The following is a 21,045-nucleotide window of genomic DNA, read 5'->3' on the forward strand; positions in this document are numbered from 1 at the left end:
CATGACCGAACAGCAACCAGCCGTCAGCATGGAGAACATATCCATCGAATTCCCCGGGGTGAAGGCCCTCGACGGCGTCAGTTTCCGGATGTTTCCCGGCGAGGTGCACTCGCTCCTCGGCGAGAACGGGGCGGGAAAGTCAACTCTGATCAAGGCGCTGACCGGCGTCTATCGCATCGACAGCGGCGTGATTACGCTCGCCGGCACCGAGGTGTCCTTCTCCACCACCGCGGAGGCCCAGGCCGCGGGAATCTCAACCGTCTATCAGGAGGTCAACCTCCTGACCAACCTCACCGTCGCCGAGAACATCATGCTCGGCCGGGAACCACGGCGATTCGGGTTCATCGACTGGCGAGCGACCAGGGCGCGCGCGGCAGAGCTTCTGGCGAAACTCCACCTCAGCATCGATCCCAACTCACGGCTCGGCTCCCACTCACTCGCCGTGCAGCAACTCGTCGCCATCGCGCGCGCGACCGACATCAACGCGCGGGTCCTCATCCTCGACGAACCGACCTCGAGCCTCGACGCCGACGAAGTGCAGGAACTCTTCCGTATCATCCGGGATCTCAAAGACGACGGCGTCGCCATCCTCTTCGTCTCGCATTTCCTCGACCAGGTGTATGAAATCTCCGACCGGCTGACCGTTCTGCGCAACGGCAAACTCGTCGGCGAGTACCTGACCGAGGAGATCCTGCGCATCGAGCTCGTGCAGAAGATGATCGGCAAGGAACTCACCGTGCTCGAGGATCTCGAACGCAAGACCAGGCAGCAGAGCATCGACGACGTCGAAGTCACCCCGTACGTGCGCGCCGTCGGACTCGGACGAAAGGGCTCGGTCCTGCCGACCGACCTCGACGTCTACGAGGGCGAGGTCGTTGGCCTCGCCGGTTTGCTCGGTTCCGGCCGCACCGAGCTGGCTCGGATTCTCTCCGGAGTTGATCGGCCGGATGCCGGTGCGCTCGAGATCGAGGGCAAGCTGCGTCGCATCCGTACCCCACGCCAGTCCATTCACGAACGGATCATCTACTCGAGTGAGAACCGTCGCGAAGAGGGAATCGTCGACGAACTCACGGTTCGCGACAACATAGCCCTCGCGTTGCAGGCCGACCGCGGCTGGTTCCGGCCGATCCCGAAGAAGAGGCAGGACGAACTCGCCGACAGCTACATCTCGGCGCTCAACATCCGACCGGCGAACCCGGATGCGCTCCTCAAAAATCTCTCGGGCGGCAACCAGCAGAAGGTGCTCCTCGCCCGCTGGCTGGCGATAGCGCCCAGGCTTCTCATCCTCGATGAGCCGACCCGCGGTATCGACGTCGGCGCCAAGGCTGAGATCCAGAAGCTGGTGTCCAACCTCGCCGAGAACGGCATGAGCGTGATTTACATCTCGGCAGAGCTCGACGAGGTGCTTCGGCTGAGTCATCGCATCGCCGTCATGCGCGACCGCAGGCTCGTGGCCGACATCGAGAACGACGGCCTCACCACAGACACCCTGCTCGCCATCATTGCCGACGGGCTCGCAACGGAGGTCGTCGCATGAACCTCAACACGCTCATGGCGAACCGGCTGTTCTGGCCCGTGGTCATGCTCATCGTGCTCCTCGGCATCAACCTCATCGCGTTCCCCGGGTTCTTCTCGGTGCAGGTCCGCGACGGTCACCTCTTCGGCAGCCTCATCGACATCCTGCGCAACGGCTCGCCGACGCTGATGATCGCCGTCGGCATGACCCTCGTCATCGCCACCCGCGGTATCGACCTCTCCGTCGGCGCCGTCTGCGCGATCTCGGGCGCCGTGGCCTGCTCGATCATCCTGGGCTCGTCCGATCCCGGCAACCCGGGCACCGTCGCGGTCGCGGTGGTCGTCTCCCTCCTCATCTCCCTCGTCCTCGGGCTGTGGAACGGATTCCTGGTCGCGGTTGTCGGCATCCAGCCGATCATCGCAACACTGATTCTCATGACGGCCGGGCGCGGGGTCGCCATGCTCATCACGGAGGGGCAGATCCTCACGGTCAACAGCCCTCCGTTCAAGGCGATCGGCTCAGGGTTCTTCCTCGGCCTGCCGATCGCGGTGCTCATCGCGGCTGTCATCTTCGTGTTCGCGCTCGTGATCACCCGCCGAACGGCGCTCGGTCTCATGATCGAGGCCGTCGGCATCAACCCGGAGGCATCCCGCCTCGCCGGCGTTCGCGCCAGGGGCCTGCTCATCACCGTCTATGTCTTCACCGCGGTGTGCGCCGCGATCGCCGGCCTCGTCCTTACGAGCAATCAAACGGCGGCGGATGCCAACAACACAGGGCTCTTCATCGAACTGGATGCCATCCTCGCGGTGGTCATCGGTGGCACGTCGCTCGCGGGTGGGCGGTATTCGCTCTTCGGCACGCTGATCGGTGCGCTCGTCATCCAGACCCTCGTCACCACCGTGTACACGGTGGGCATCCCGCCGATTGTGACCATGGTGTTCAAGGCCGCCGTAGTCACCGTGGTCTGCCTGCTCCAGTCGCCACGGACGACCCAGCTGATTGAGTCGGCGCGCCGCCGAAACGCGCGACGCCGCGAAAGGGCGGTGACGGCATGACCGCAACAGTCGTGACCGATGGCTCTCCGATCAGCTCGGCAGTCGGCCGTGTTCGTGGCTGGCTGACCAACCCGAAGTACGGGCCGGTCATCGTCACCGCCGTGCTGCTCGTCGGCATGTTCATCGCCGGTGCGTCCCGGTATCGCGGGTTCACGAACCCGCAGGTGATCGCCAACCTCTTCATCGACAACGCGTACCTCATCGTGCTCGCCGTCGGGATGACATTCGTGATCCTCACCGGCGGCATCGACCTCTCGGTCGGGGCGGTCCTCGCCATGTCGACCATGATCGCGGCGAGCCTGCTCCAGGCCGGCTGGCCGCCCGGGGTGATCATCCCGCTGATCCTCGTGGCCACCTCCCTGCTCGGCCTCGCCGTCGGCCTGATGATCCACTACTTCCAGATCCAGCCATTCATCGCGACCCTCGCGGCGATGTTCCTCGCGAGGGGCCTCTGCTATGTGATCAGCAAGACGACGATCTCGATCACCGATCCCGTGTTCATCGCCCTGGCGCAGACCCGGATTCCCCTCGCCCCACGGCTCAGCATCACCCCGAGCGTGATCCTCGCGATCGGGCTCGTCATCGTTGCCGTGGTGGTACTGCACTATTCGCGGCTGGGACGAACCGTGTATGCAATCGGCGGCAGCGAGGCATCCGGTGTTCTGATGGGTCTTCCGGTCGCACGGACCAAGGTGCTCGTCTACGTCATCAGCGGGTTCTGCTCCGGTCTCGCCGGTGTGCTCTACAGCTTCTACACACTGTCGGGGTACGCGCTGACAGCCATCGGAACTGAACTCGACGCCATCGCCGCTGTGGTGATCGGCGGCACCCTGCTCGCGGGCGGGTACGGGTTCGTTCTCGGCTCGGTGCTCGGCGTGCTGGTGCTCGGCACCATCCAGACCCTGATCACCTTCGACGGCAACCTCACGTCCTGGTGGACCAGCATCTTCATCGGGGCACTCCTGCTCGTGTTCATCTTCCTTCAGAAGGTGCTGACCGCGAGACGGACATGACCCGGGATCCGTTGCACACGGGCGAACGGATGCCGCCGGGGGACACAGTGAGACCGGTGTGGCTTATGTTCACAGTGCGGTCAGAGTGACGAGATAATCGAATGGACGGGCGAGAGTCGCCGGGCGGGAGCGGACCCACGTGGTGACGAACGAGGATGAGAAGGCGCGCGTCGCCAATATCTTCGACGTCGCTCGCCTCGCCGGGGTATCGCACCAGACCGTGTCCCGGGTGCTCAATGACCTGCCCAATGTGCGGCCCGCGACCCGGGAGCGCGTCGAGAAGGCGATCAAGCAGTTGCGGTACACGCCGTCGCAGGCGGCGCGCGCGCTGGTGACCCGGCGGTCGCGCACGATCGGCCTGATCACGACGGGCGGGCCGGACTTCGGGCCGTCGTCGACGGCGCTGCACTTCAACGACGCGGCTCGGGATGCCAGGTACGCGGTGAGCATGGCGAGCATGCTCGACTCAGACCCGGATTCGCTGCGCGCAGCCGTCGAACTGCTGCTGCGACAGAATGTCGAGGCGATCGTGCTCATTGCGGCGCACGCCGGCGCGCTCGAGGCCATCCTGAGCATCGAGCTGGGGGTTCCGTTCATCGCCGTCGACGCGGGCGGAAGGCCGGGCGTTCACTCTGTCGCGCTCGACCAGTACGCGGGCGCGCGTGCGGCCGTCGATCATCTGGTCGGCCTCGGGCACCGCGAGATTCGGCACATTTCCGGACCACTCGATTCAACCGATGCCACCGAGCGCCTCCGCGGCTGGCGCGACTCCCTCGCCGCCGCCGGCCTGCCGGCGCGCGAGCACCTCGTCGGCGACTGGACCCCGGCGAGTGGGTACCGGCACGGCCTCGCGCTCGCTGCCGACCGCGACATGACAGCGGTGTTCGTCGGCAACGACCAAATGTCGCTCGGGCTGATCCACGCCCTCAGTTCGGCCGGCCTCAGTGTGCCCGCCGACGTGAGCGTCATCGGCTTCGACGACATTCCTGAGGCTGAGCACTTTGCTCCTCCGCTGACCACGATCCGGCAGGACTTCGACGGGCTCGGCCGTGACATCATGACCGAACTCCTGGCCGTGCTCCGCGATGAGGACGCTGCCGACCTTCCGCGCATTCTGCCGTCCCTCGTCGTGCGCGAGTCGGCTGGCCCGCCGCCGCCTGTGCGCGTGGTCGCCTCGCCCGGTGCTGCCGCGACGCACCAGCGGCTCGGCTAGCCGCTTCGGTGGGCTGGGTGCGTGTGCCTGTCGTTTCGGGAGGAAAACTGGCGGGTCCACGCGCAATGCGGGCCCGACCCCCACGATTTGCCGCCTGAAGTGCACCCGAGCCGCCGCGGGGTGGCCGGCCGGGCGTTGACGGGGTGTGTCGGGCGGATGCAGCCGAGCCGACGGCATCCGTTTCTTGCGTTGAACGTGCCGCGAGTGCTGAACCTGGTGAGCGGTCGTTTCGGGAGGAAAACCGGCGGGTCCACGCGCAGTGCGGGCCCGACCCCCACGATTTGCCGCCTGAAGTGCACCCGAGCCGCCGCGGGGTGGCCGGGCCGGGCGTTGACGGGGCGTGTCCGGCGGACGCCGCCGACTGGCGACAGCCGTTCTCGCGTTGAGTCCGCCGCGAGTGCTGAACGGGGTGTGTCGTCGTTTCGGGAGGAGAACCTGCGGTCGGCGGGCCTAGAGCGGCATGTGCCCCACGATCTACCTCCCGAAACTCAACCGCGGCCCTGCTAAGGCAGGCGTGACGCGGGAGCTGGCCCCACGATCCGTCACGAGCGGCCCCGCCGCCACGCCCACGCCGTCCGCCGTCGCTCTGGCAGAGTGGACCCATGACACCCCACACCGTTGTGATCGCGCCCGATTCGTTCAAGGGCACGGCAACGGCGATCGAGGTGACCGACGCGCTCGCCGAGGGGTGGGCATCCGTTCGCCCCGATGATGTCCTGGTGCGGATGCCGCTCGCCGACGGTGGCGAGGGAACTCTCGACGCGTTCGAGGTCGCCGTCCCCGGAGCCGTGCGCGTGCCCGTCACGGTGCAGGGCCCAGACGGCCGCAGCGTCGACGCGAGCTGGATCCGGCTGCCCGACAATTCGGCGGTGGTCGAGCTCGCCGAGACGAGCGGCATCACCCTGCTCGATCCGCTGCTGCCATTCGACGCGCACACGTTTGGCTTCGGCCAGGCCATCGCCGCCGCGCTCGACGCTGGCGTCGAGCGGGTCTACCTCGCGATCGGCGGCAGCTCGTCGACCGACGGCGGCGTCGGCGCGCTCACCGCCCTCGGTGGCCGTTTCCTCGACGGCGACGGCACCCCGATCGCGAACGGCGGGCGTGGGCTCGCACGCCTCGACGCGGTCGACCTCACCGGGCTTCGCACCCTGCCGACCGGCGGGGCGATCATTCTCAGCGACGTGACCCACCCACTTCTCGGTGCGGGCGGCGCCGCGGCGGTCTTCGGCCCGCAGAAGGGCGCGACCGCCGCCGATGTCGCCGTGCTCGATGCCGGGCTCGCCCGGCTGGCGGCGCTCCTGCCCGCTGACGCGTCCACGCCGGGCGCGGGTGCCGCGGGCGGCACCGGGTTCGGGCTGCTGGCCTGGGGCGCAACGCTTGCAGCCGGCGCCGACGCGGTCGGTGAGGTCGTGCACGCGGCCGACGCCGTGGCATCCGCCTCGATTGTCGTGACCGGTGAAGGACGTTTTGACGGACAGTCGGATGCCGGAAAGGTCCCGTCGTACGTCCGCTCTCTCGCCGGGGTCGGATCGGCGCGGGCGATGCTCGTCGCCGGCGCGGTCACCGCCGACCCGATCGGTTTCGACGCTGTCGTTTCGCTCACCGAGCTCGCCGGGAGTGCGGAGTCAGCGATGGCGGACACGCGGCTCTGGCTCCGTGAGGCGGGCGCGCGGCTCGCCGCCGTCGCAGGCTGAGCCCGGTTTCCCGGGGTCGAACAGACCGAGAACATCAGTTGCGGTCGAGAACATCCCGCGGAACTGATGCGCTCGACCGGAAGTGATGCTCTCGGCGCGTGGGCGGGCGGGCGTGTGAGCGGGCGTGCGACTCAGCGGGCAGCGACAGAGTTCAGGCGAGCCAGGACGCGAGCGTCGCGGCCTCGCCGGCCAGGAGCGCCGGATCGTCGTTCGGCAGGAACTCGATGAGCGCATCGGTGACGCCTGGCAGGGTGCCAGCAAAGGCGAGGGCACGCGTCCACAGCGCTTCCCGGCTGTCCAATGGCATCCGTTCGCGTTCGGGCGACCACGAGAAGACGTGAACCGTCGACACCCACTGGGCCAGTTGCGACAGCTCGGCGAGAGCCGCCTCGTCATCAGCGCCGACCGGTGGCTGCCAGTAGCACGACACGTTGGTCGCTGTGATGCCGGAGAGCAGGTCGAGCGTTGATTCGGCGGTGTCCGTCAGAGTGCCGTCGTGGAACTCCAGAGCGACTTCGATGCCGTACTCGGATGCGTGCAGCGCTGCGGAGTCGAGCTGGGCGGTGACCAGCGCACGGTCTTCGGCGGAGGCATCCGCGGACGCCTTCTCGCCGGCCCAGACACGAATGCGCGGGGCCCCGAGCGCCGCGGCCGAGGAGAGCACTGAGGGAAAGTCGCCAACCTCATCACAGCGATAGTAGGAGCCGAGGGATGCCACGTCGAGGCCGGCAGCGCGGGTGCGCTCGCCGACCTCCCGTGCGATCTCGACGTCGCCCGGCGGCACGTGCACGTCGCCGCCCCACTCGATCGACTCGAGCCCGGCAGCGGCCGCAAGGGCGATGACCTCGTCGACACTCGACTCGCGCAGTGTGATCGAGCACAGGCCGGGCCGGATGGACGGGGTCGAGCGGATCTGCATCTGGGTGCCTTTCGTCGTCGGTTGGGTCGAGCGTACCCGCTCGGGGTCTGCCGCAGAGGTCGGTGGAAGCCGGATCCCGGTCAGCGCAGGTGGCTGAGCGTCGACCGGATCCGGTCAAACACGTCGGCGGTCACGTCGACACCCGCGGAGCGCAGGCCGAGTACCGCGGCGCCGACGACGCCGTCAGGGACAGTCCTGATCTCCGGACGAAACCCCGACCTGCGGATGATGTCGGCTACGCCGTCGCTCACCAGCGGCTGAGAGGTCAGGATGCTTCCGCCGAGTACGAGCGGGCCAGGGAGGTCCGGAACCGAAATCGCGTCGAACAACCGAGCGAGTGCGACGATCGCGTCGTCCAGTATCGCGCGCGCTGTGGCATCCGACCCCGCCGCGAAGGCAAGCGGGGCGAACCGCGACAGTTCGACGGGACGCAGGCCGTACAGCGCCTCGGCCAGCGCGCGGAGCGACGAGGGGCGACCGTCCGGTCCGCGCTCGCCCGACTCCTCGATACCGGCAGCCTCGAGGACCAGTGGCACGAGCGCCGTCGGTTCGGCGCGCCCGTCGAGGCTCGCGACGGCGGCACCGACAACCCGGTGGCCGATCCAATAGCCGGAGCCCGCATCGCCGAGCAACCAGCCCAGTCCATCGGCGGTCGCCTCGGTGATGCCGTCGCGCACACGGATTCCCGCTGACCCGGTGCCGGCAACCATCGCATAGCCGTCCGGTTCCCACGTTCCGGAGAAGTAGATGGCGAGGAGATCGGATGCCACGCCAGCGGTGGCAGGGAACCCGCGAGCAGCGAGCGGTGTGGTCACCCAGTCGATCGGCCCGGAAACGCTCATACCCGCCATCGCGATGAGGACGTGACTGATGTCGCCCGACGGCCGTCCGGCAGCGTCACTCGCCGCCTCCGCGGCCGCGGTGATCGACGCGGCGGCGCGCTCGGGTCCGGACGACACGGGGTTTCCACCTCCGGCGAATCCATAGCCGTGGCAATGACCCGTTTCATCCAGCAGGACGGCACGCGTGGATGTGCCACCGGCGTCTATTGCGAGAACGTTAATCATTCGTTACGACTTCGTGATGATTGCAACATTGCTCTTCCTCGCTGGTAAGAATAGTTTTCAACAAAGCTCCAAGCCACTGAAACGGATTTTCATGTCGACGATGACATCTGGCAGAGAGGCATTGCGTATGTCGACTCGCATTCAGGCCAACCTGCCACAAATGTCGAGCGTTATGGTGAAAATCGCCGAGCTTCTTCTCGAGCAGCCCACTCTGCCGCTCGAGCTGTCGATCACCGAGCTCGCCGAGCGGGCGGGGACGTCAGCCGCGACGGTGACCAGGTTCTGCCGACAAATCGGTTTCAGCGGCTACGTGCAGTTCCGGGTCGGCGTCGCGAGCGACAGCGGCAGGGGCGACGCCGCCGAGTCCTGGCGCGCCGATATCGGCCGGGCCTTTGCTCCAGAGGACACCCCGGGCGAGGTGCTGAGTACCCTCCTCAACGCGCACGTCCGATCGCTCGAAACCACGGCGCGGCAGATGGACCTCACCGCCGTCACCGCGATCGCCGGTGCGATCGCGACGACGCCGCACCTCGACATCTACGGCATCGGCGGGAGCGCCGGCATGGCGCTTGAAATGCAGGGACGCCTGTATCGCATCGGCATCAACGCCCACTGCTGGTCCGAGGTTCACGCGGGACTCACGAGCGCGGCGATTCTCGGCGAGGGGGCTGTGGCGATCGGAATCTCGAACACCGGTCGCACCGAGGAAACCATCCAGATGTTGTCCCAGGCGAAGTCGTCCGGCGCGTTCACGATCTCCCTGAGCAACAACTCCAGGTCGCCGCTCGCCACCGTTGCCGACGTGAATGTCGTCACCGCAGCGCCCGAACAGTTCCTGCAGCCAGACGATCTCTCCGCGAAACACTCGCAACTCTTTGTGCTCGACCTGCTCTATCTGCTCGTCGCCCAGCACAATTCGGCCGAAACCGCGGCAAAGCTCGCGGCCAGCGCCATGGCGGTATCCGAACACCGCCGTCCCGCGGGGCGCGACGCCCGAACCACGACAACGAAAGGCGGGGGCCGATGACGGACCTTGTTCACCAGCTGCTCATCCAGGCGACAACCCGGCTGGAGCGGCTTGCGGAACTCGCGGCATCCGGCGGACTCGATGCTGCCGTCGACCTCTGCGTCGATGCGCTCGACGCCGGCGGGGTGCTCCAGGCGTTCGGCACCGGCCACTCGCAGGCATTCGCCATGGAAATCGCCGGCCGTGCCGGCGGCCTCATCCCGACCAATCGCATCTCGCTCCAGGACCTCGTGCTGTACGGAGGGAGGGATGTCGGAGACCTCGGTGGATCGACCCTCGAGCGTGACTCCGCTGTGGTCGACGAGCTCATCGAGGTGTCGGTCATCAACCCGCAGGACGTGTTCCTGATCGCGTCGAACTCGGGAGTCAACGGATCCATCGTCGGCTTTGCGCTCGCCGTGAAGGAACGCGGTCACAAGCTCATCGCGGTGACGAGCCTCGAGCACACGAACGCAGTCGAGCCCAAGCATCCGAGCGGCATGCGGCTCAGCGACGTCGCTGACGTCGTCATCGACAACCTGGCGCCCTTCGGAGACACCACCCTCGAGCTTCCCGGCGGTGTCGGCGTTGGTGCCATCTCTTCGATCACATCGGCATTCATCGCGCAGATGCTGACCGTCGAGGTTTCCCGCCGGTTTACCGAGAGGGACGAAGTTCCGCCCCTGTACATCTCGGCGAATATCCCGGCAGGGGATGCTCACAACAGCGCACTCGAAGACAAGTACCGCGGAAAAATCCGCAGACTCGCATAACCCCAACCCCCACCCGCTGATCAGGGGCCCCAACCCGGTTCGGCAATCCCAGCAAATTGGAAGGCACATCACAATGATGAATATAGATAACGTGGTCATCGACCGACGCAATGTGCTCAGGGGCGCTATTGCCGCTGCAGTACTGATCCCGCTCGGCGGATCGCTGATGTCCTGCGCAACGGGAGGACCCGGTGGCACGGGCGGCGCGGCAGGAACCGTCTCGGCCAACAACCCGTTCGGCATGGCAGACAACTCCACCATCGACTCGGTCATCTTCGACGGCGGCTACGGCGTTGACTACGTCGAGTACGCGGCCAAGATCCTCGAGAAGAACCACGAGGGCTCGACAGCCAAGGTCGCGTCGAGCACGCAGATCGCCCAGGAACTCCAGCCTCGCTTCGTCGCGGGCAACCCGCCTGACCTCGTCGACAATTCAGGTTCAGGCCTGATCGGAATGAACACAATCCTCGACCAGCTCGAGGACCTCACCGATGTCATCGACGCCGAAAACCTCGAGGGCGACAAGATCCGCGACACGCTCTACGGGGGAGTGCTCACCCCGGGCACCTACGACGGCAAGCTCGCCGCCCTCAACTACGTCCTCACCGTCTACGGCACGTGGTATTCGTCGAGCCTGTTCGAGGAGAACGGCTGGACTGTTCCAACCACCTGGGCGGAGATGATGGACCTCGGTGCCAAGGCAAAGGACCAGGGCAAGTACCTCTTCGTCTGGGGCAAGGAAGCGGCAACCTACTACCAGACGATGGCCATCGAGTCGGCGATCAAGGAAGGTGGAGACGAGGTCCGTCTCGCTCTCGAGAACCTCGAGGAAGGCTGCTGGTCACTTCCGGCGGTACAGAGCGTCTTCACGGCGATGCACGACATCGTCGCCGCCGGCTACATGAAGCCCGGTGGAGCCGGTACGCAGTTCACCGCGGCTCAGGCGCAGTGGAGCAACGACATGGATGCGATCCTGTACCCGTCAGGGTCCTGGATCGAGAACGAAATGAAGGACAACACCGCGGAGGGCTTCGCCATGAAGGGCTTCCCTGCACCGGTGGTCTCGGCGAGTTCCGCAATGCCGGTCGAGGCGCTGCACTCAACGGCGGGCGAGCCGTTCATCGTTCCGTCGCAGGGCAAGAACGTGGCCGGCGGCAAGGAACTCCTTCGGACAATGCTGTCGAAGGATGCCGCGACGAACTTTGCGAAGACGAAGCTCGCTCCGACCATCGTCAAGGGACTCGTGCCCGCCGACGGTTTCGGATCGACCGCGCTCGTGTCGCAGACCGAGATGCTGGATGCCGCTGGCGACAACATCTTCACCTGGGGCTTTGTCGACCTGTACGGCACCAACGCCGACCAGCTCGTCGTCTGGAACTCCTTCCTCGACGGCAAGTCCGATGTCGCCACCCTCACCTCGAGCCTTCAGGAAATCACCGACAGGGTGAGGAACGACGACTCGATCGACAAAATCGAGATCAAGTGATCGATACGGCACTCGCCAACACGACGCCGGGCAGCCAAAAGGTTGCCCGGCCGCGGAAGAGGAAGGCCACCTTCGACTACGTGTCGTTCATGGTGGTCTTCCTCGGGTTGCCCCTCGCAATCTTCGTGATCTTCGTGATCTGGCCATTTGTCCAGGCGGTGTATTACTCCCTCACCGACTGGTCGGGGTTCAGTCCCGAGATGAACATCGTCGGGATCAACAACTACCTCCGGCTGCTGAGCGACGACATCTTCCTCACGGCGCTCGGCAACAACGTTCTGCTCGCCATCGTCGTTCCGCTCGTCACCATCGTGCTCGCGCTCGCGCTCGCCACCATGGTCACCGTCGGTGGACCAAGCCACGGTCCCATCCGCGGCCTGCGGAACTCGAGCTTCTACCGGGTCGTCTCCTTCTTCCCGTACGTGATCCCCGCCATCGTCACCGGCATCCTCTGGGGTCAGATCTACAACCCGGCTGGCCTGCTCAACGGGCTCCTCGGACTCGTCGGTCTCGACATGTTCGAGTCGTTCGCGTGGCTCGGCGATGAGCGAACCGCGATGGGCGCAACGATCTTCGTGATCGTGTGGGGCTTCGTCGGTTTCTACATGGTGCTCTTCGTCGCGGCGATCAAGGGCGTGCCGGCGGAAACGTATGAGGCGGCCAGGATCGATGGGGCAGGGCGCATGCGCACGGCCTTCTCGATCACGATCCCGCTCATTCGTGACAACATCCAGACCGCGTACATCTATCTCGGAATCATGGCGCTCGACGCCTTCGTCTACATGCAGGCGCTCAACCCCGGCGGCGGTCCCAACAACTCGACGCTCGTGATGAGCCAGCAGCTGTTTCGGACGGCGTTCGTCAAGGGCGAGTTCGGGCAGGCGAGTGCCATGGGTGTTGTGCTCGCGATCGTGACCCTGATTTTTGCGGCACTGGTCTTCACGGTCAACCGCATCACCGGCGGCAAGGAAGAGAGGGGCCGCGCATGACAACCGAAGCCGTCACCACACGGGGCGTATCGCGCCCCGACCGTTCACCGGGGTTCTCGCGCAAACCGGTGAATACACCGGGAGACAAAGCCGTCGGGGTTCTCTCCCACACCGCGCTCGTCATCTGGTCGCTCATCGTCATTCTGCCGCTGCTGTGGACGCTCATGACGAGCTTCAAGACCACGAAGGAGATCTTCGCCTCGCCGTTCTCGCTCCCCGCCGACTGGAACTTCAACAACTACGTCTCCGCCTGGACGCGAGAGGGCATCGGTAATTACTTCCTCAACACGGTGATCGTCGTCGGGTTCGCGCTCGTCATCGTCATGGTCCTCGGCGCGATGTGCGCGTACGTGCTCGCCCGGTACAGGTTCTTCGGAAGCAGGGCCATCTACTACCTGATGCTCGCGGGACTCACCTTCCCGGTGTTCCTGGCGATCGTTCCGTTGTTCTTCGTACTCCGCAACATCGGGCTGCTCAACACGCTTCCCGGCCTCATCCTCACCTACGTGGCATTCGCGCTGCCGTTCACGGTGTTCTTCCTGTACTCCTTCTTTAAGGGGCTGCCGGATGAGATCGCAGAAGCCGCGGCAATCGACGGTGCGGGGGAGTGGCGTACCTTCTTCCAGGTGATGCTGCCGATGGCGAAACCGGGGATGGCATCCGTCGCGATCTTCAACTTCCTCGGCCTGTGGAACCAGTTCCTGCTGCCCGTGGCGTTGAACACCGACAAGAACAACTACGTTCTCTCGCAGGGCATGGCGTCGTTCGCGTCGTCAGCGGGTTACGCCGTCGACTTCGGCGCGCTGTTCGCCGCCGTTGTCATCACCATCGTGCCCGTGCTCATCGCCTACGTGATCTTCCAGCGCCAGCTGCAGGGATCCGTCAGCCAGGGGACCATGAAGTAGACACATCACCCGAACGGATGCCGCGGTCACGTCACCGTGACGGCATCCGTTCGGTGGACGCAAACGCACGGAGGGATCGCACCCTCCGTGCTTTTGCGTCAGATGAAGAGCGCCTGCCCGACGTGGCCGCCGTTCCAGTTGCGCGATTACAGGGAATAGCGCGCTCTTTCGACGTAATCGCGCAACTGGAAGGAAAGCGTGCGCGCGGAAGCGTGCCCGCCGACCGCGCTCAGTGCGCGCGGTACTGCTCGCGGATCACCGGGCGGAAGTCGACCGGCGGCTCGGCCGTGATCGACAGCGGCCAGTCCGGACGCTCGCCGGTCAGCGCCCATGCGGCCTGTGCCGCAGCGCCCGCCGCGACGTACTCACCCGGCCGGGGGATGACGACGGGAACGTCGAAGACCTGCGCGGCGATCTGCTGAACGGCCGGGTTCTGGGCGGCCCCACCGACGATGAGGATGCGCTCCGCGACGACGCCCTGCGCCCGCACAGCGTCGAGCCCGTCGGCGAGTCCGCACAGCAGGCCCTCGATCGCCGCACGCGCCAGGTTGGGCCGCGTGGTCGACCCGAGGGTCATTCCGAATAGGGTCGCGGTGGCGTCGGGACGGTTGGGCGTGCGCTCGCCCTCGAAGTACGGCTGAAGCACGAGGCCGTTCGCACCGGGCTCAGCCGACAGGGCGAGTTCGCCCAGCTCGTCGTGGCTCACGCCGAGCAGGCCCGCGATCGCGTCGAGAATGCGCGCGGCATTGAGGGTCGCGATCAGCGGCAGGAACAGTCCGGAGGCGTCCGCGAATCCTGCGACGGTGCCCGTGGCATCCGTTGCCGGCGTTTCGGTGACGGCGAAGACGGTACCGCTCGTGCCGATCGAGACGACGACGTCGCCGGATGCCGCGCCAAGCCCGAGTGCGGCGCCTGCGTTGTCACCGGCGCCTGGTCCGACGAGGGTGCCGTTTGTCATCAGCCCGGCTTGTTCGCCAGGCCCGAGAACCCGCGGCAGGATCGCGGAGTGGCCGAGTGCGCGTTCGAAGAAGTCGAGTTCGTATTCGCCGGTGACGGCCGACCAGTACGCGGTTCCTGAGGCGTCGGATCGATCGGTCGTCAGCTCCTCGAGCACCGGGCCGAGCTCGGACTCGTCGACAGGACCGAACCCGCGGAGACGCCAGGTCAGCCAGTCGTGGGGGAGCGCGACGGCGGCGACGCGGGCGGCATTCTCCGGCTCAGCATCACGCAGCCAGCGCAGCTTGGTCGCCGTGAACGACGCCACGGGGACGACGCCAATCCGCGACGCATACACGTCGGCGCCTACCTCGGCGATGAGGTCCCGCGCGGCGGCCGCGCTGCGGGTGTCGTTCCAGAGCAGTGCGTCGCGGATGACCCGGCCGTCCTCGTCGAGGACCACCATGCCGTGCTGCTGCCCGCCGACCGAAATCGCCGCGACATCGTCGAGTCCACCTGCCTCGGCGATCGCCGTGTTCAGCGCGTCCCACCACGCCGATGGCGCCACCTCTGTTCCTGACGGATGCGGTGCGCGGCCGGAGCGCACGATCTCGCCGGTATCGGCATCCGTGATCACAATCTTGCAGCTCTGGGTCGAGGAGTCGACGCCGGCGACGAGGGTCATGGGGGTGCCTTTCGGTGGGAGTTATGCCGTGTAAAGAGCGCGGACCCCGACTCCTGGTGCTCGCCAATGCGTCGGAGTCCGCCACTCGGTCGTGAGGGAGAGCGGATGCCGCGGCCCGGTACGAAACGTACAGTGCCGCGGCATCCGCGCCCCGCGGTTTTTTATCGTGCGTTCAGCAGGTGCTCGAGTGCGAGCTGCTGCAGGCGAACGAATCCGAAGCCCTTGCCGTTGAAGTACTCATCGGCGTTGAAGTCCTCGAATGCGCTGCGGTCAGCGAGCAGGTCGTCGTAGCTCTCGCCCGGGTTCAGCGTGGTGTCGCTGAGCTCGGTCACGCGAGAAGCGGCGAGTGCTTCCTGGACCTCGGGGTCGGCGCGGAATGCCGCGGCCCGCTCCTTGAGCAGGAGGTAGGTGCGCATGTTGGCCGCTGCTGAGTCCCAGACGCCGGTCTCATCCTCGGTGCGGCTCGGCTTGTAGTCGAAGTGGCGGGGGCCGTCGTAGGCCGGTCCACCGTTCGGGCCACCGTTTTCGAGGAGGTCGACGAGGGAGAACGCGTTCTGCAGGTCGCCGTGACCGAAGACGAGGTCCTGGTCGTACTTGATGCCCCGCTGGCCGTTGAGGTCGATGTGGTACAGCTTGCCGGCATCCAGCGCCTGCGCGATACCGGCGGTGAAGTTGAGCCCGGCCATCTGCTCGTGCCCAACCTCGGGGTTCACGCCGACGAGTTCGGGGCGCTCGAGGGTGTTGATGAACGCGATGGCGTGACCGAGGGTCGGCAGCAGGATGTCACCGCGCGGCTCGTTCGGCTTCGGCTCGATGGCGAAACGGATGTCGTAACCCTTGTCGGTGACGTAGTCGCCGAGCAGGTTGACGGCCTCGCGGTACCGCTCGAGAGCGCCGCGGATGTCCTTCGCTGCGTCGTACTCAGCGCCCTCGCGGCCGCCCCACATGACGAAGGTCTTTGCGCCGAGCTCAGCGGCGAGGTCGATGTTGCGCAGCACCTTGCGGAGGGCGAACCGGCGCACGTTGCGGTCGTTCGAGGTGAAGCCGCCGTCCTTGAAGACGGGGGCCGAGAAGAGGTTGGTGGTGACCATCGGCACGATGAGGCCGGTGTCTGCGAGGGCCTTCTTGAGGCGGTCGATCTGCGTCTGGCGCTCAGCGTCGGTCGAACCGAATGCGAACAGGTCGTCGTCGTGGAACGTCAGGCCGTATGCGCCGAGTTCGGAGAGCTTCTCAACGGCGTGCACGACGTCGAGCGGCGCGCGGGTCGGTCCGCCAAAGGGGTCGGCGCCGTTGTAGCCGACGGTCCAGAGGCCGAAGGAGAATTTGTCGTCGCGGGTGGGGGTGAGGCTCATGTGGTGCTCCCATTCAGCATCGTTGATGATTTGTTGGATGTAGAAACATATTACACAACGGATGCCGTTTGGCCAGCCGGTCGACGGCATCCGGGTGAAAAGTTTCAGCCCAAAACATATTCCACAATCGGCACATGGTCGACCCCCTGCGTGCGGATCTGAACGCTCGCCGGGGCCGCCATCGCCGGTCGAGAATTTCTCAGAAAACGCTGGACGGGCTGCCGGGAGTGGGTTATGTTCTCTCCGTCAACAAAGGTCGTGGGTCGTCGCAGCATCATGCAGCGGCACAGGCACGACGAGGTAACTGCCGCCCGTTTTGCCCGGCGCGCTGGCAGAACCGGAAGCATTCAGAGAGGAAAGCAACCACATGTCCATGACCCGTAAAATTCTCGCGGTCGCGGCGACAGGCGCGGTAGTCCTGTCGCTCGCAGCATGTTCAAACGACACCGGCGGTGGCGGGGGCGGAGGCGCTGCCGACGGTGGCGGCGACTGCAACGTCGGTATCTCGATGCCCACCCGCAGCCTCGAACGCTGGATCAATGATGGTGAGCAGTTGCAGGAGGCGCTCGAAGAAGCCGACTGCACCGTCGACCTGCAATACGCAGACAACAAAACAGACCAGCAGATCAGCCAGATCCAGAATCAGATCGCCAGTGGCGCCAAGATCCTCGTGATCGCCGCCATCGACGGCGAGGTGCTCGCGCCGGTGCTCGAAGAGGCCAAGGGGCAGGATGCCACGATCATCGCGTACGACCGGCTGATCAACGGCACCGAGAACGTCGACTACTACGCGACCTTCGACAACTACCAGGTCGGCCAGCTCCAGGGCCAGTTCATCGAAGAGCAGCTCGACCTCGCCAGTGGCGCAGGTCCCTTCAACCTCGAACCGTTCGCCGGCAGCCCTGACGACAACAACGCGAAGTTCTTCTTCTCCGGCGCGTGGGACGTGCTGCTGCCATACGTGGAGAGCGGACAGCTCGTTGTTCCGTCGGGCAACGCTCCGGCCTCGAACGAGGAGTGGGCGTCGATCGGTATCCAGGGCTGGCTGTCTGACCGGGCGCAGTCCGAGATGGACAACCGCCTGTCGTCGTTCTACTCCGGTGACGAGAAGGTCGACGTTGTCTTGTCCCCGAACGACAGCCTCGCTGTCGGCATCATCGCCTCGCTGCGGTCGGCGGGATACGTGCCCGGTGAGGACTACCCGCTCATCACCGGTCAGGACGCCGATAAAGCCAACGTCAAGGCCATCCTCGACGGAGAACAGTCGATGACCGTGTGGAAGGACACCCGCACGCTCGGTGACCGCGTCTTCACCATGGTCGAACAGATCATCGCGGGCGACGAGGTCGAGGTCAACGATGAGGAGACCTACGACAACGGCGAGAAGGTCGTTCCCTCGTTCCTGCTTGAGCCAGAGGTCGTCGTCGAGGAGGACGTGCAGTCCAAGCTCGTCGACTCCGGCTTCGTGAAGGCGGAGGACGTCGGGCTCTGACCCGCACCGCGAGCGCGACCGGCTCCGCCATCCCGGTGGGGCCGGTCGCACCGGCGTGAAGACAAGGCCCCGACGGGGCATCCGCACTGTGCAGTGAATCCGGATGCCGGGGGCGCGGCAGTGAGCAAAAGAACGGAGGCGGCTATGGCGGGCACGACCATTCTCAAGATGAACGACATCGTCAAGGACTTCAACGGGGTCAAAGCGCTCGACGGGGTGTCCATCGACGTCCGCCGCGGCGAGGTCCACGGTATCTGTGGCGAGAACGGCGCGGGAAAGTCGACGCTCATGAAGGTGCTGTCCGGCGTCTATCCGGCCGGCAGTTTCGACGGCGACATCGAGTTCGAGGGCAGGAAAGTCGCCTACCGATCGATCAATGACAGCGAACACGACGGCATCGTCATCATTCACCAGGAACTGGCGCTCAGCCCATACCTGTCGATCGCGGAGAACATCTTCCTCGGCAACGAGAACCAGAAGCGGGGCGTGATCGACTGGAACAAGACCAACCGGGAAGCCGCGCTGCTGCTCGCCCGCGTCGGACTGAGTGATAATCCGGCAACGAAGATCCTCGAGCTCGGAGTCGGGAAGCAGCAACTCGTCGAGATCGCCAAGGCGCTCTCGAAGCGGGTGAAGCTGCTCATCCTGGATGAGCCAACCGCCGCTCTCAACGACGAGGACAGCGCGCACCTGCTCGGCCTGATCGAGCAGCTCCGCGGCCAGGGCATCACGTGCATCATCATCTCCCACAAGCTCAAGGAGATTAAGCGCGTCGCCGACACGGTGACGGTCCTGCGCGACGGCAAGACGATCGAGACCATTGACATGGCGGGGCCGGATGCCACCGAGGCACGAATCATCCGCTCGATGGTGGGTCGAGATCTCAGCAGCCTGTTCCCGCCGCGCGACCCGCGGATCGGGGAGGAGGTGCTGAGGGTCGAGAACTGGACGGTGCACCACCCGGTGGACACCAGCAGGAAGGTCGTTGACGGTGCCTCGTTCACCGTCCGCGCCGGCGAGATCGTCGGTTTCGCCGGCCTGATGGGCGCTGGCCGCACCGAACTCGCGATGAGCCTGTTCGGCCGGTCATACGGCACCAACATCTCCGGGACCGTCTTCAAGAACGGGAAAGAGATCCAGCTGCGCACCGTCGACGAAGCGATCTCCCAGGGCTTCGCCTATGCGACCGAGGACCGCAAGCGGTACGGCCTCAACCTGATCGGTGACATCGCGGTGAACGTGTCCGCTGCCGCCCTGGGCAAGCTCGCCAGGTTCGGCGTTATCGACCGCAACCGCGAATACAAGGTCGCGGACTCGTACCGGCAGAAGATGAACATCAAGGCGCCGAGTGTGTCGTCGATCACCGGCAAGTTGTCGGGAGGAAACCAGCAGAAGGTCGTGCTGTCGAAGTGGATCTTCACCGGCCCGGACGTCCTCATCCTCGACGAACCGACGCGCGGAATCGACGTCGGCGCCAAATACGAGATCTACGGCATCATCAACGAGCTCGCCGCCCAGGGTAAGGCCGTCGTCGTGATCTCGTCGGAGCTGCCGGAGCTACTCGGCCTCGCCGACCGGATCTACGCCATCTCCGAAGGCAAGCTCACGGGAGAGGTGGCCCGCGAGGACGCGTCCCAGGAGCAACTCATGCACTACATGACCGCGGGAAAGGACTGAGTCCCGATGAGCACGACAACAACGACCACACCAACCGAGCCGGCCGCACCGCCCAGGCGTCGCGTCCCCAAGCTCTCGATCAACCTGCGCCAGTACGGCATTCTGGCCGCCCTCGCGATCATCGTCATCCTGTTCCAGATCCTGACCGACGGGCGACTTCTGCTGCCGGGAAACGTCAACAACCTGATCCAGCAGAACGCCTACGTTCTCATCCTGGCGATCGGCATGGTCATCGTGATCATCGCTGGACACATCGACCTCTCCGTCGGTTCGGTGGTCGCCATGGTCGGCGCCGTCGCCGCGATCAGTATGAATACATGGGGACTGCCGTGGTGGCTGTCCGTCATCCTCGCGATCGGAGTGGGTGCCGCCGTCGGGGCGTGGCAGGGGTTCTGGGTGGCCTTCGTCGGAATCCCGGCGTTCATCGTCACCCTTGCCGGGATGCTCATCTTCCGCGGCCTCACCCTCGTCCTCCTCACCGGTGGCACGATCTCGGGCCTTCCACGGGAGTACCTCGCGATCGGTGGTGGATGGCTGCCGGGATTCCTCGGCGAGATCGGCGGACGCGACGTGCTCACGCTGGCCCTCGGCATCCTGACCGCTGCTGCCCTGATCATCCAGCAACTTCGCAGTCGTGCTGTGCTCAAAAAACTCGACCTGCCGCGTGAGCCGATCGCGTCGATGTGGATCAAGACCGGAATCGCCGCCGTCGCCATTCTCTGGTTCGCCTGGCTGCTGTCCGGTTACAGCGGAACGCCGATCATCCTCATTATTCTGGCCGTGCTGATTCTGCTCTACACCTTCGTGCTCAACCGCACAGTGTTCGGCCGCCACGTGTACGCGATGGGTGGCAACCTGTTCGCCGCGGTCATGAGCGGGGTGAAGACCAAGTGGGTCAACTTCTTCATCTTCGTCAACATGGGTGTGCTTGCCGGACTCGCGGGCGTCGTGTCAACGGCGCGCGCGGGCGGCGCAGTGGCATCCGCCGGTGGAAACTACGAACTCGACGCGATCGCAGCGGTGTTCATCGGTGGCGCTGCGGTTCAGGGCGGCGTTGGTACTGTTGTCGGGGCCGTCATCGGCGGCCTTGTCATGGGTGTGCTCAACATGGGGTTGTCGATCCTCTCCGTTGACGCCGCATGGCAGCAGACCATCAAGGGGCTCGTGCTCCTGCTCGCCGTTGCGTTCGACATCTTCAACAAGCGACGTTCCGGCGGCAACTGACGCTGCGCGGCGCCGCGCAGCGAGAATATCGAGGGGTGGTGAC

17 protein-coding genes are annotated in these 21,045 nt (G+C 65.6%); 13 read left to right on the plus strand and 4 right to left on the minus strand.

The window, feature by feature from the left end:
* Position 1 precedes the first annotated feature (1 nt).
* The 5 genes from AC1C2N_RS01575 (at position 2) to AC1C2N_RS01595 (ending at position 6,491) form a co-directional block, all read left to right on the plus strand.
* Positions 2-1,537 carry a sugar ABC transporter ATP-binding protein gene (locus AC1C2N_RS01575; protein WP_495432598.1) on the plus strand — a complete coding sequence of 512 codons (1,536 nt, stop codon included), beginning with the start codon at positions 2-4 and terminating at the stop codon, positions 1,535-1,537.
* Positions 1,534-2,571 (plus strand): ABC transporter permease, encoded by a 1,038-nt coding sequence (locus tag AC1C2N_RS01580; RefSeq protein WP_495432600.1) that lies wholly within the window; start codon positions 1,534-1,536, stop codon positions 2,569-2,571. The genes AC1C2N_RS01575 and AC1C2N_RS01580 overlap by 4 nt, the downstream gene beginning before the upstream one ends.
* Positions 2,568-3,584 (plus strand): galactofuranose ABC transporter, permease protein YjfF, encoded by a 1,017-nt coding sequence (yjfF, locus tag AC1C2N_RS01585; protein ID WP_483405282.1) that lies wholly within the window; start codon positions 2,568-2,570, stop codon positions 3,582-3,584. Before AC1C2N_RS01580 ends, yjfF begins: the two co-directional genes overlap by 4 nt.
* Before the next feature lie 139 nt (positions 3,585-3,723).
* On the plus strand, positions 3,724-4,797 hold the full coding sequence (locus AC1C2N_RS01590) for a LacI family DNA-binding transcriptional regulator (protein WP_483405283.1): 1,074 nt from the start codon (positions 3,724-3,726) through the stop codon (positions 4,795-4,797).
* Between the two features lie 602 nt (positions 4,798-5,399).
* Positions 5,400-6,491 (plus strand): glycerate kinase, encoded by a 1,092-nt coding sequence (locus AC1C2N_RS01595; protein ID WP_483405284.1) that lies wholly within the window; start codon positions 5,400-5,402, stop codon positions 6,489-6,491.
* 151 nt (positions 6,492-6,642) lie between these two features.
* On the opposite strand, the gene AC1C2N_RS01600 is transcribed toward AC1C2N_RS01595, so the two are convergent.
* Both AC1C2N_RS01600 and AC1C2N_RS01605 read right to left on the minus strand, forming a co-directional pair.
* Positions 6,643-7,410 carry a sugar phosphate isomerase/epimerase family protein gene (locus tag AC1C2N_RS01600; protein ID WP_483405285.1) on the minus strand — a complete coding sequence of 256 codons (768 nt, stop codon included), beginning with the start codon at positions 7,408-7,410 and terminating at the stop codon, positions 6,643-6,645.
* 80 nt (positions 7,411-7,490) lie between these two features.
* Positions 7,491-8,477, minus strand: a complete 987-nt coding sequence (locus AC1C2N_RS01605; protein ID WP_495432601.1) for an N-acetylglucosamine kinase — start codon at positions 8,475-8,477, stop codon at positions 7,491-7,493.
* A gap of 127 nt (positions 8,478-8,604) precedes the next feature.
* On the opposite strand from AC1C2N_RS01605, the gene AC1C2N_RS01610 reads away from it, so the two are divergent.
* The 5 genes from AC1C2N_RS01610 to AC1C2N_RS01630 all read left to right on the plus strand — a co-directional run bounded on the left by AC1C2N_RS01610 (position 8,605) and on the right by AC1C2N_RS01630 (position 13,636).
* Positions 8,605-9,504 carry a MurR/RpiR family transcriptional regulator gene (locus tag AC1C2N_RS01610; RefSeq protein ID WP_483405287.1) on the plus strand — a complete coding sequence of 300 codons (900 nt, stop codon included), beginning with the start codon at positions 8,605-8,607 and terminating at the stop codon, positions 9,502-9,504.
* The gene (locus tag AC1C2N_RS01615; RefSeq protein WP_495432602.1) at positions 9,501-10,256 is read left to right on the plus strand and encodes a sugar isomerase domain-containing protein; all 756 of its coding nucleotides are present in this window, start codon (positions 9,501-9,503) and stop codon (positions 10,254-10,256) included. Before AC1C2N_RS01610 ends, AC1C2N_RS01615 begins: the two co-directional genes overlap by 4 nt.
* Positions 10,257-10,332: 76 nt before the next feature.
* Positions 10,333-11,742: an N-acetylglucosamine/diacetylchitobiose ABC transporter substrate-binding protein gene (ngcE, locus tag AC1C2N_RS01620; protein WP_495433067.1), complete on the plus strand. Its 1,410-nt coding sequence runs from the start codon at positions 10,333-10,335 to the stop codon at positions 11,740-11,742.
* On the plus strand, positions 11,742-12,731 hold the full coding sequence (locus AC1C2N_RS01625) for a carbohydrate ABC transporter permease (protein ID WP_495433068.1): 990 nt from the start codon (positions 11,742-11,744) through the stop codon (positions 12,729-12,731). The genes ngcE and AC1C2N_RS01625 overlap by 1 nt, the downstream gene beginning before the upstream one ends.
* A complete protein-coding gene (locus AC1C2N_RS01630; RefSeq protein ID WP_495432603.1) occupies positions 12,728-13,636 on the plus strand; it encodes a carbohydrate ABC transporter permease in 909 nt (302 codons plus the stop codon). Before AC1C2N_RS01625 ends, AC1C2N_RS01630 begins: the two co-directional genes overlap by 4 nt.
* Before the next feature lie 229 nt (positions 13,637-13,865).
* Here AC1C2N_RS01630 and xylB read toward each other — a convergent pair whose 3' ends face one another.
* Positions 13,866-15,257: a xylulokinase gene (gene xylB / locus AC1C2N_RS01635; protein ID WP_495432604.1), complete on the minus strand. Its 1,392-nt coding sequence runs from the start codon at positions 15,255-15,257 to the stop codon at positions 13,866-13,868.
* Positions 15,258-15,418: 161 nt separating this feature from the next.
* Complete coding sequence (gene xylA, locus AC1C2N_RS01640) at positions 15,419-16,609, minus strand: xylose isomerase (RefSeq protein WP_483405291.1); 1,191 nt, start codon at positions 16,607-16,609, stop codon at positions 15,419-15,421.
* A 367-nt stretch (positions 16,610-16,976) separates the two neighbouring features.
* Here xylA and chvE point away from each other — a divergent pair, with 367 nt between their 5' ends.
* The 3 genes from chvE to mmsB all read left to right on the plus strand — a co-directional run bounded on the left by chvE (position 16,977) and on the right by mmsB (position 21,002).
* A complete protein-coding gene (gene chvE, locus AC1C2N_RS01645; RefSeq protein ID WP_495432605.1) occupies positions 16,977-18,101 on the plus strand; it encodes a multiple monosaccharide ABC transporter substrate-binding protein in 1,125 nt (374 codons plus the stop codon).
* Positions 18,102-18,245: 144 nt separating this feature from the next.
* A complete protein-coding gene (mmsA, locus tag AC1C2N_RS01650) occupies positions 18,246-19,778 on the plus strand; it encodes a multiple monosaccharide ABC transporter ATP-binding protein (RefSeq protein WP_495432606.1) in 1,533 nt (510 codons plus the stop codon).
* Positions 19,779-19,784: 6 nt separating this feature from the next.
* A complete protein-coding gene (gene mmsB, locus AC1C2N_RS01655) occupies positions 19,785-21,002 on the plus strand; it encodes a multiple monosaccharide ABC transporter permease (protein WP_483405294.1) in 1,218 nt (405 codons plus the stop codon).
* Positions 21,003-21,045 lie beyond the last annotated feature (43 nt).

The organism is Mycetocola sp. Y791, from assembly GCF_059445325.1.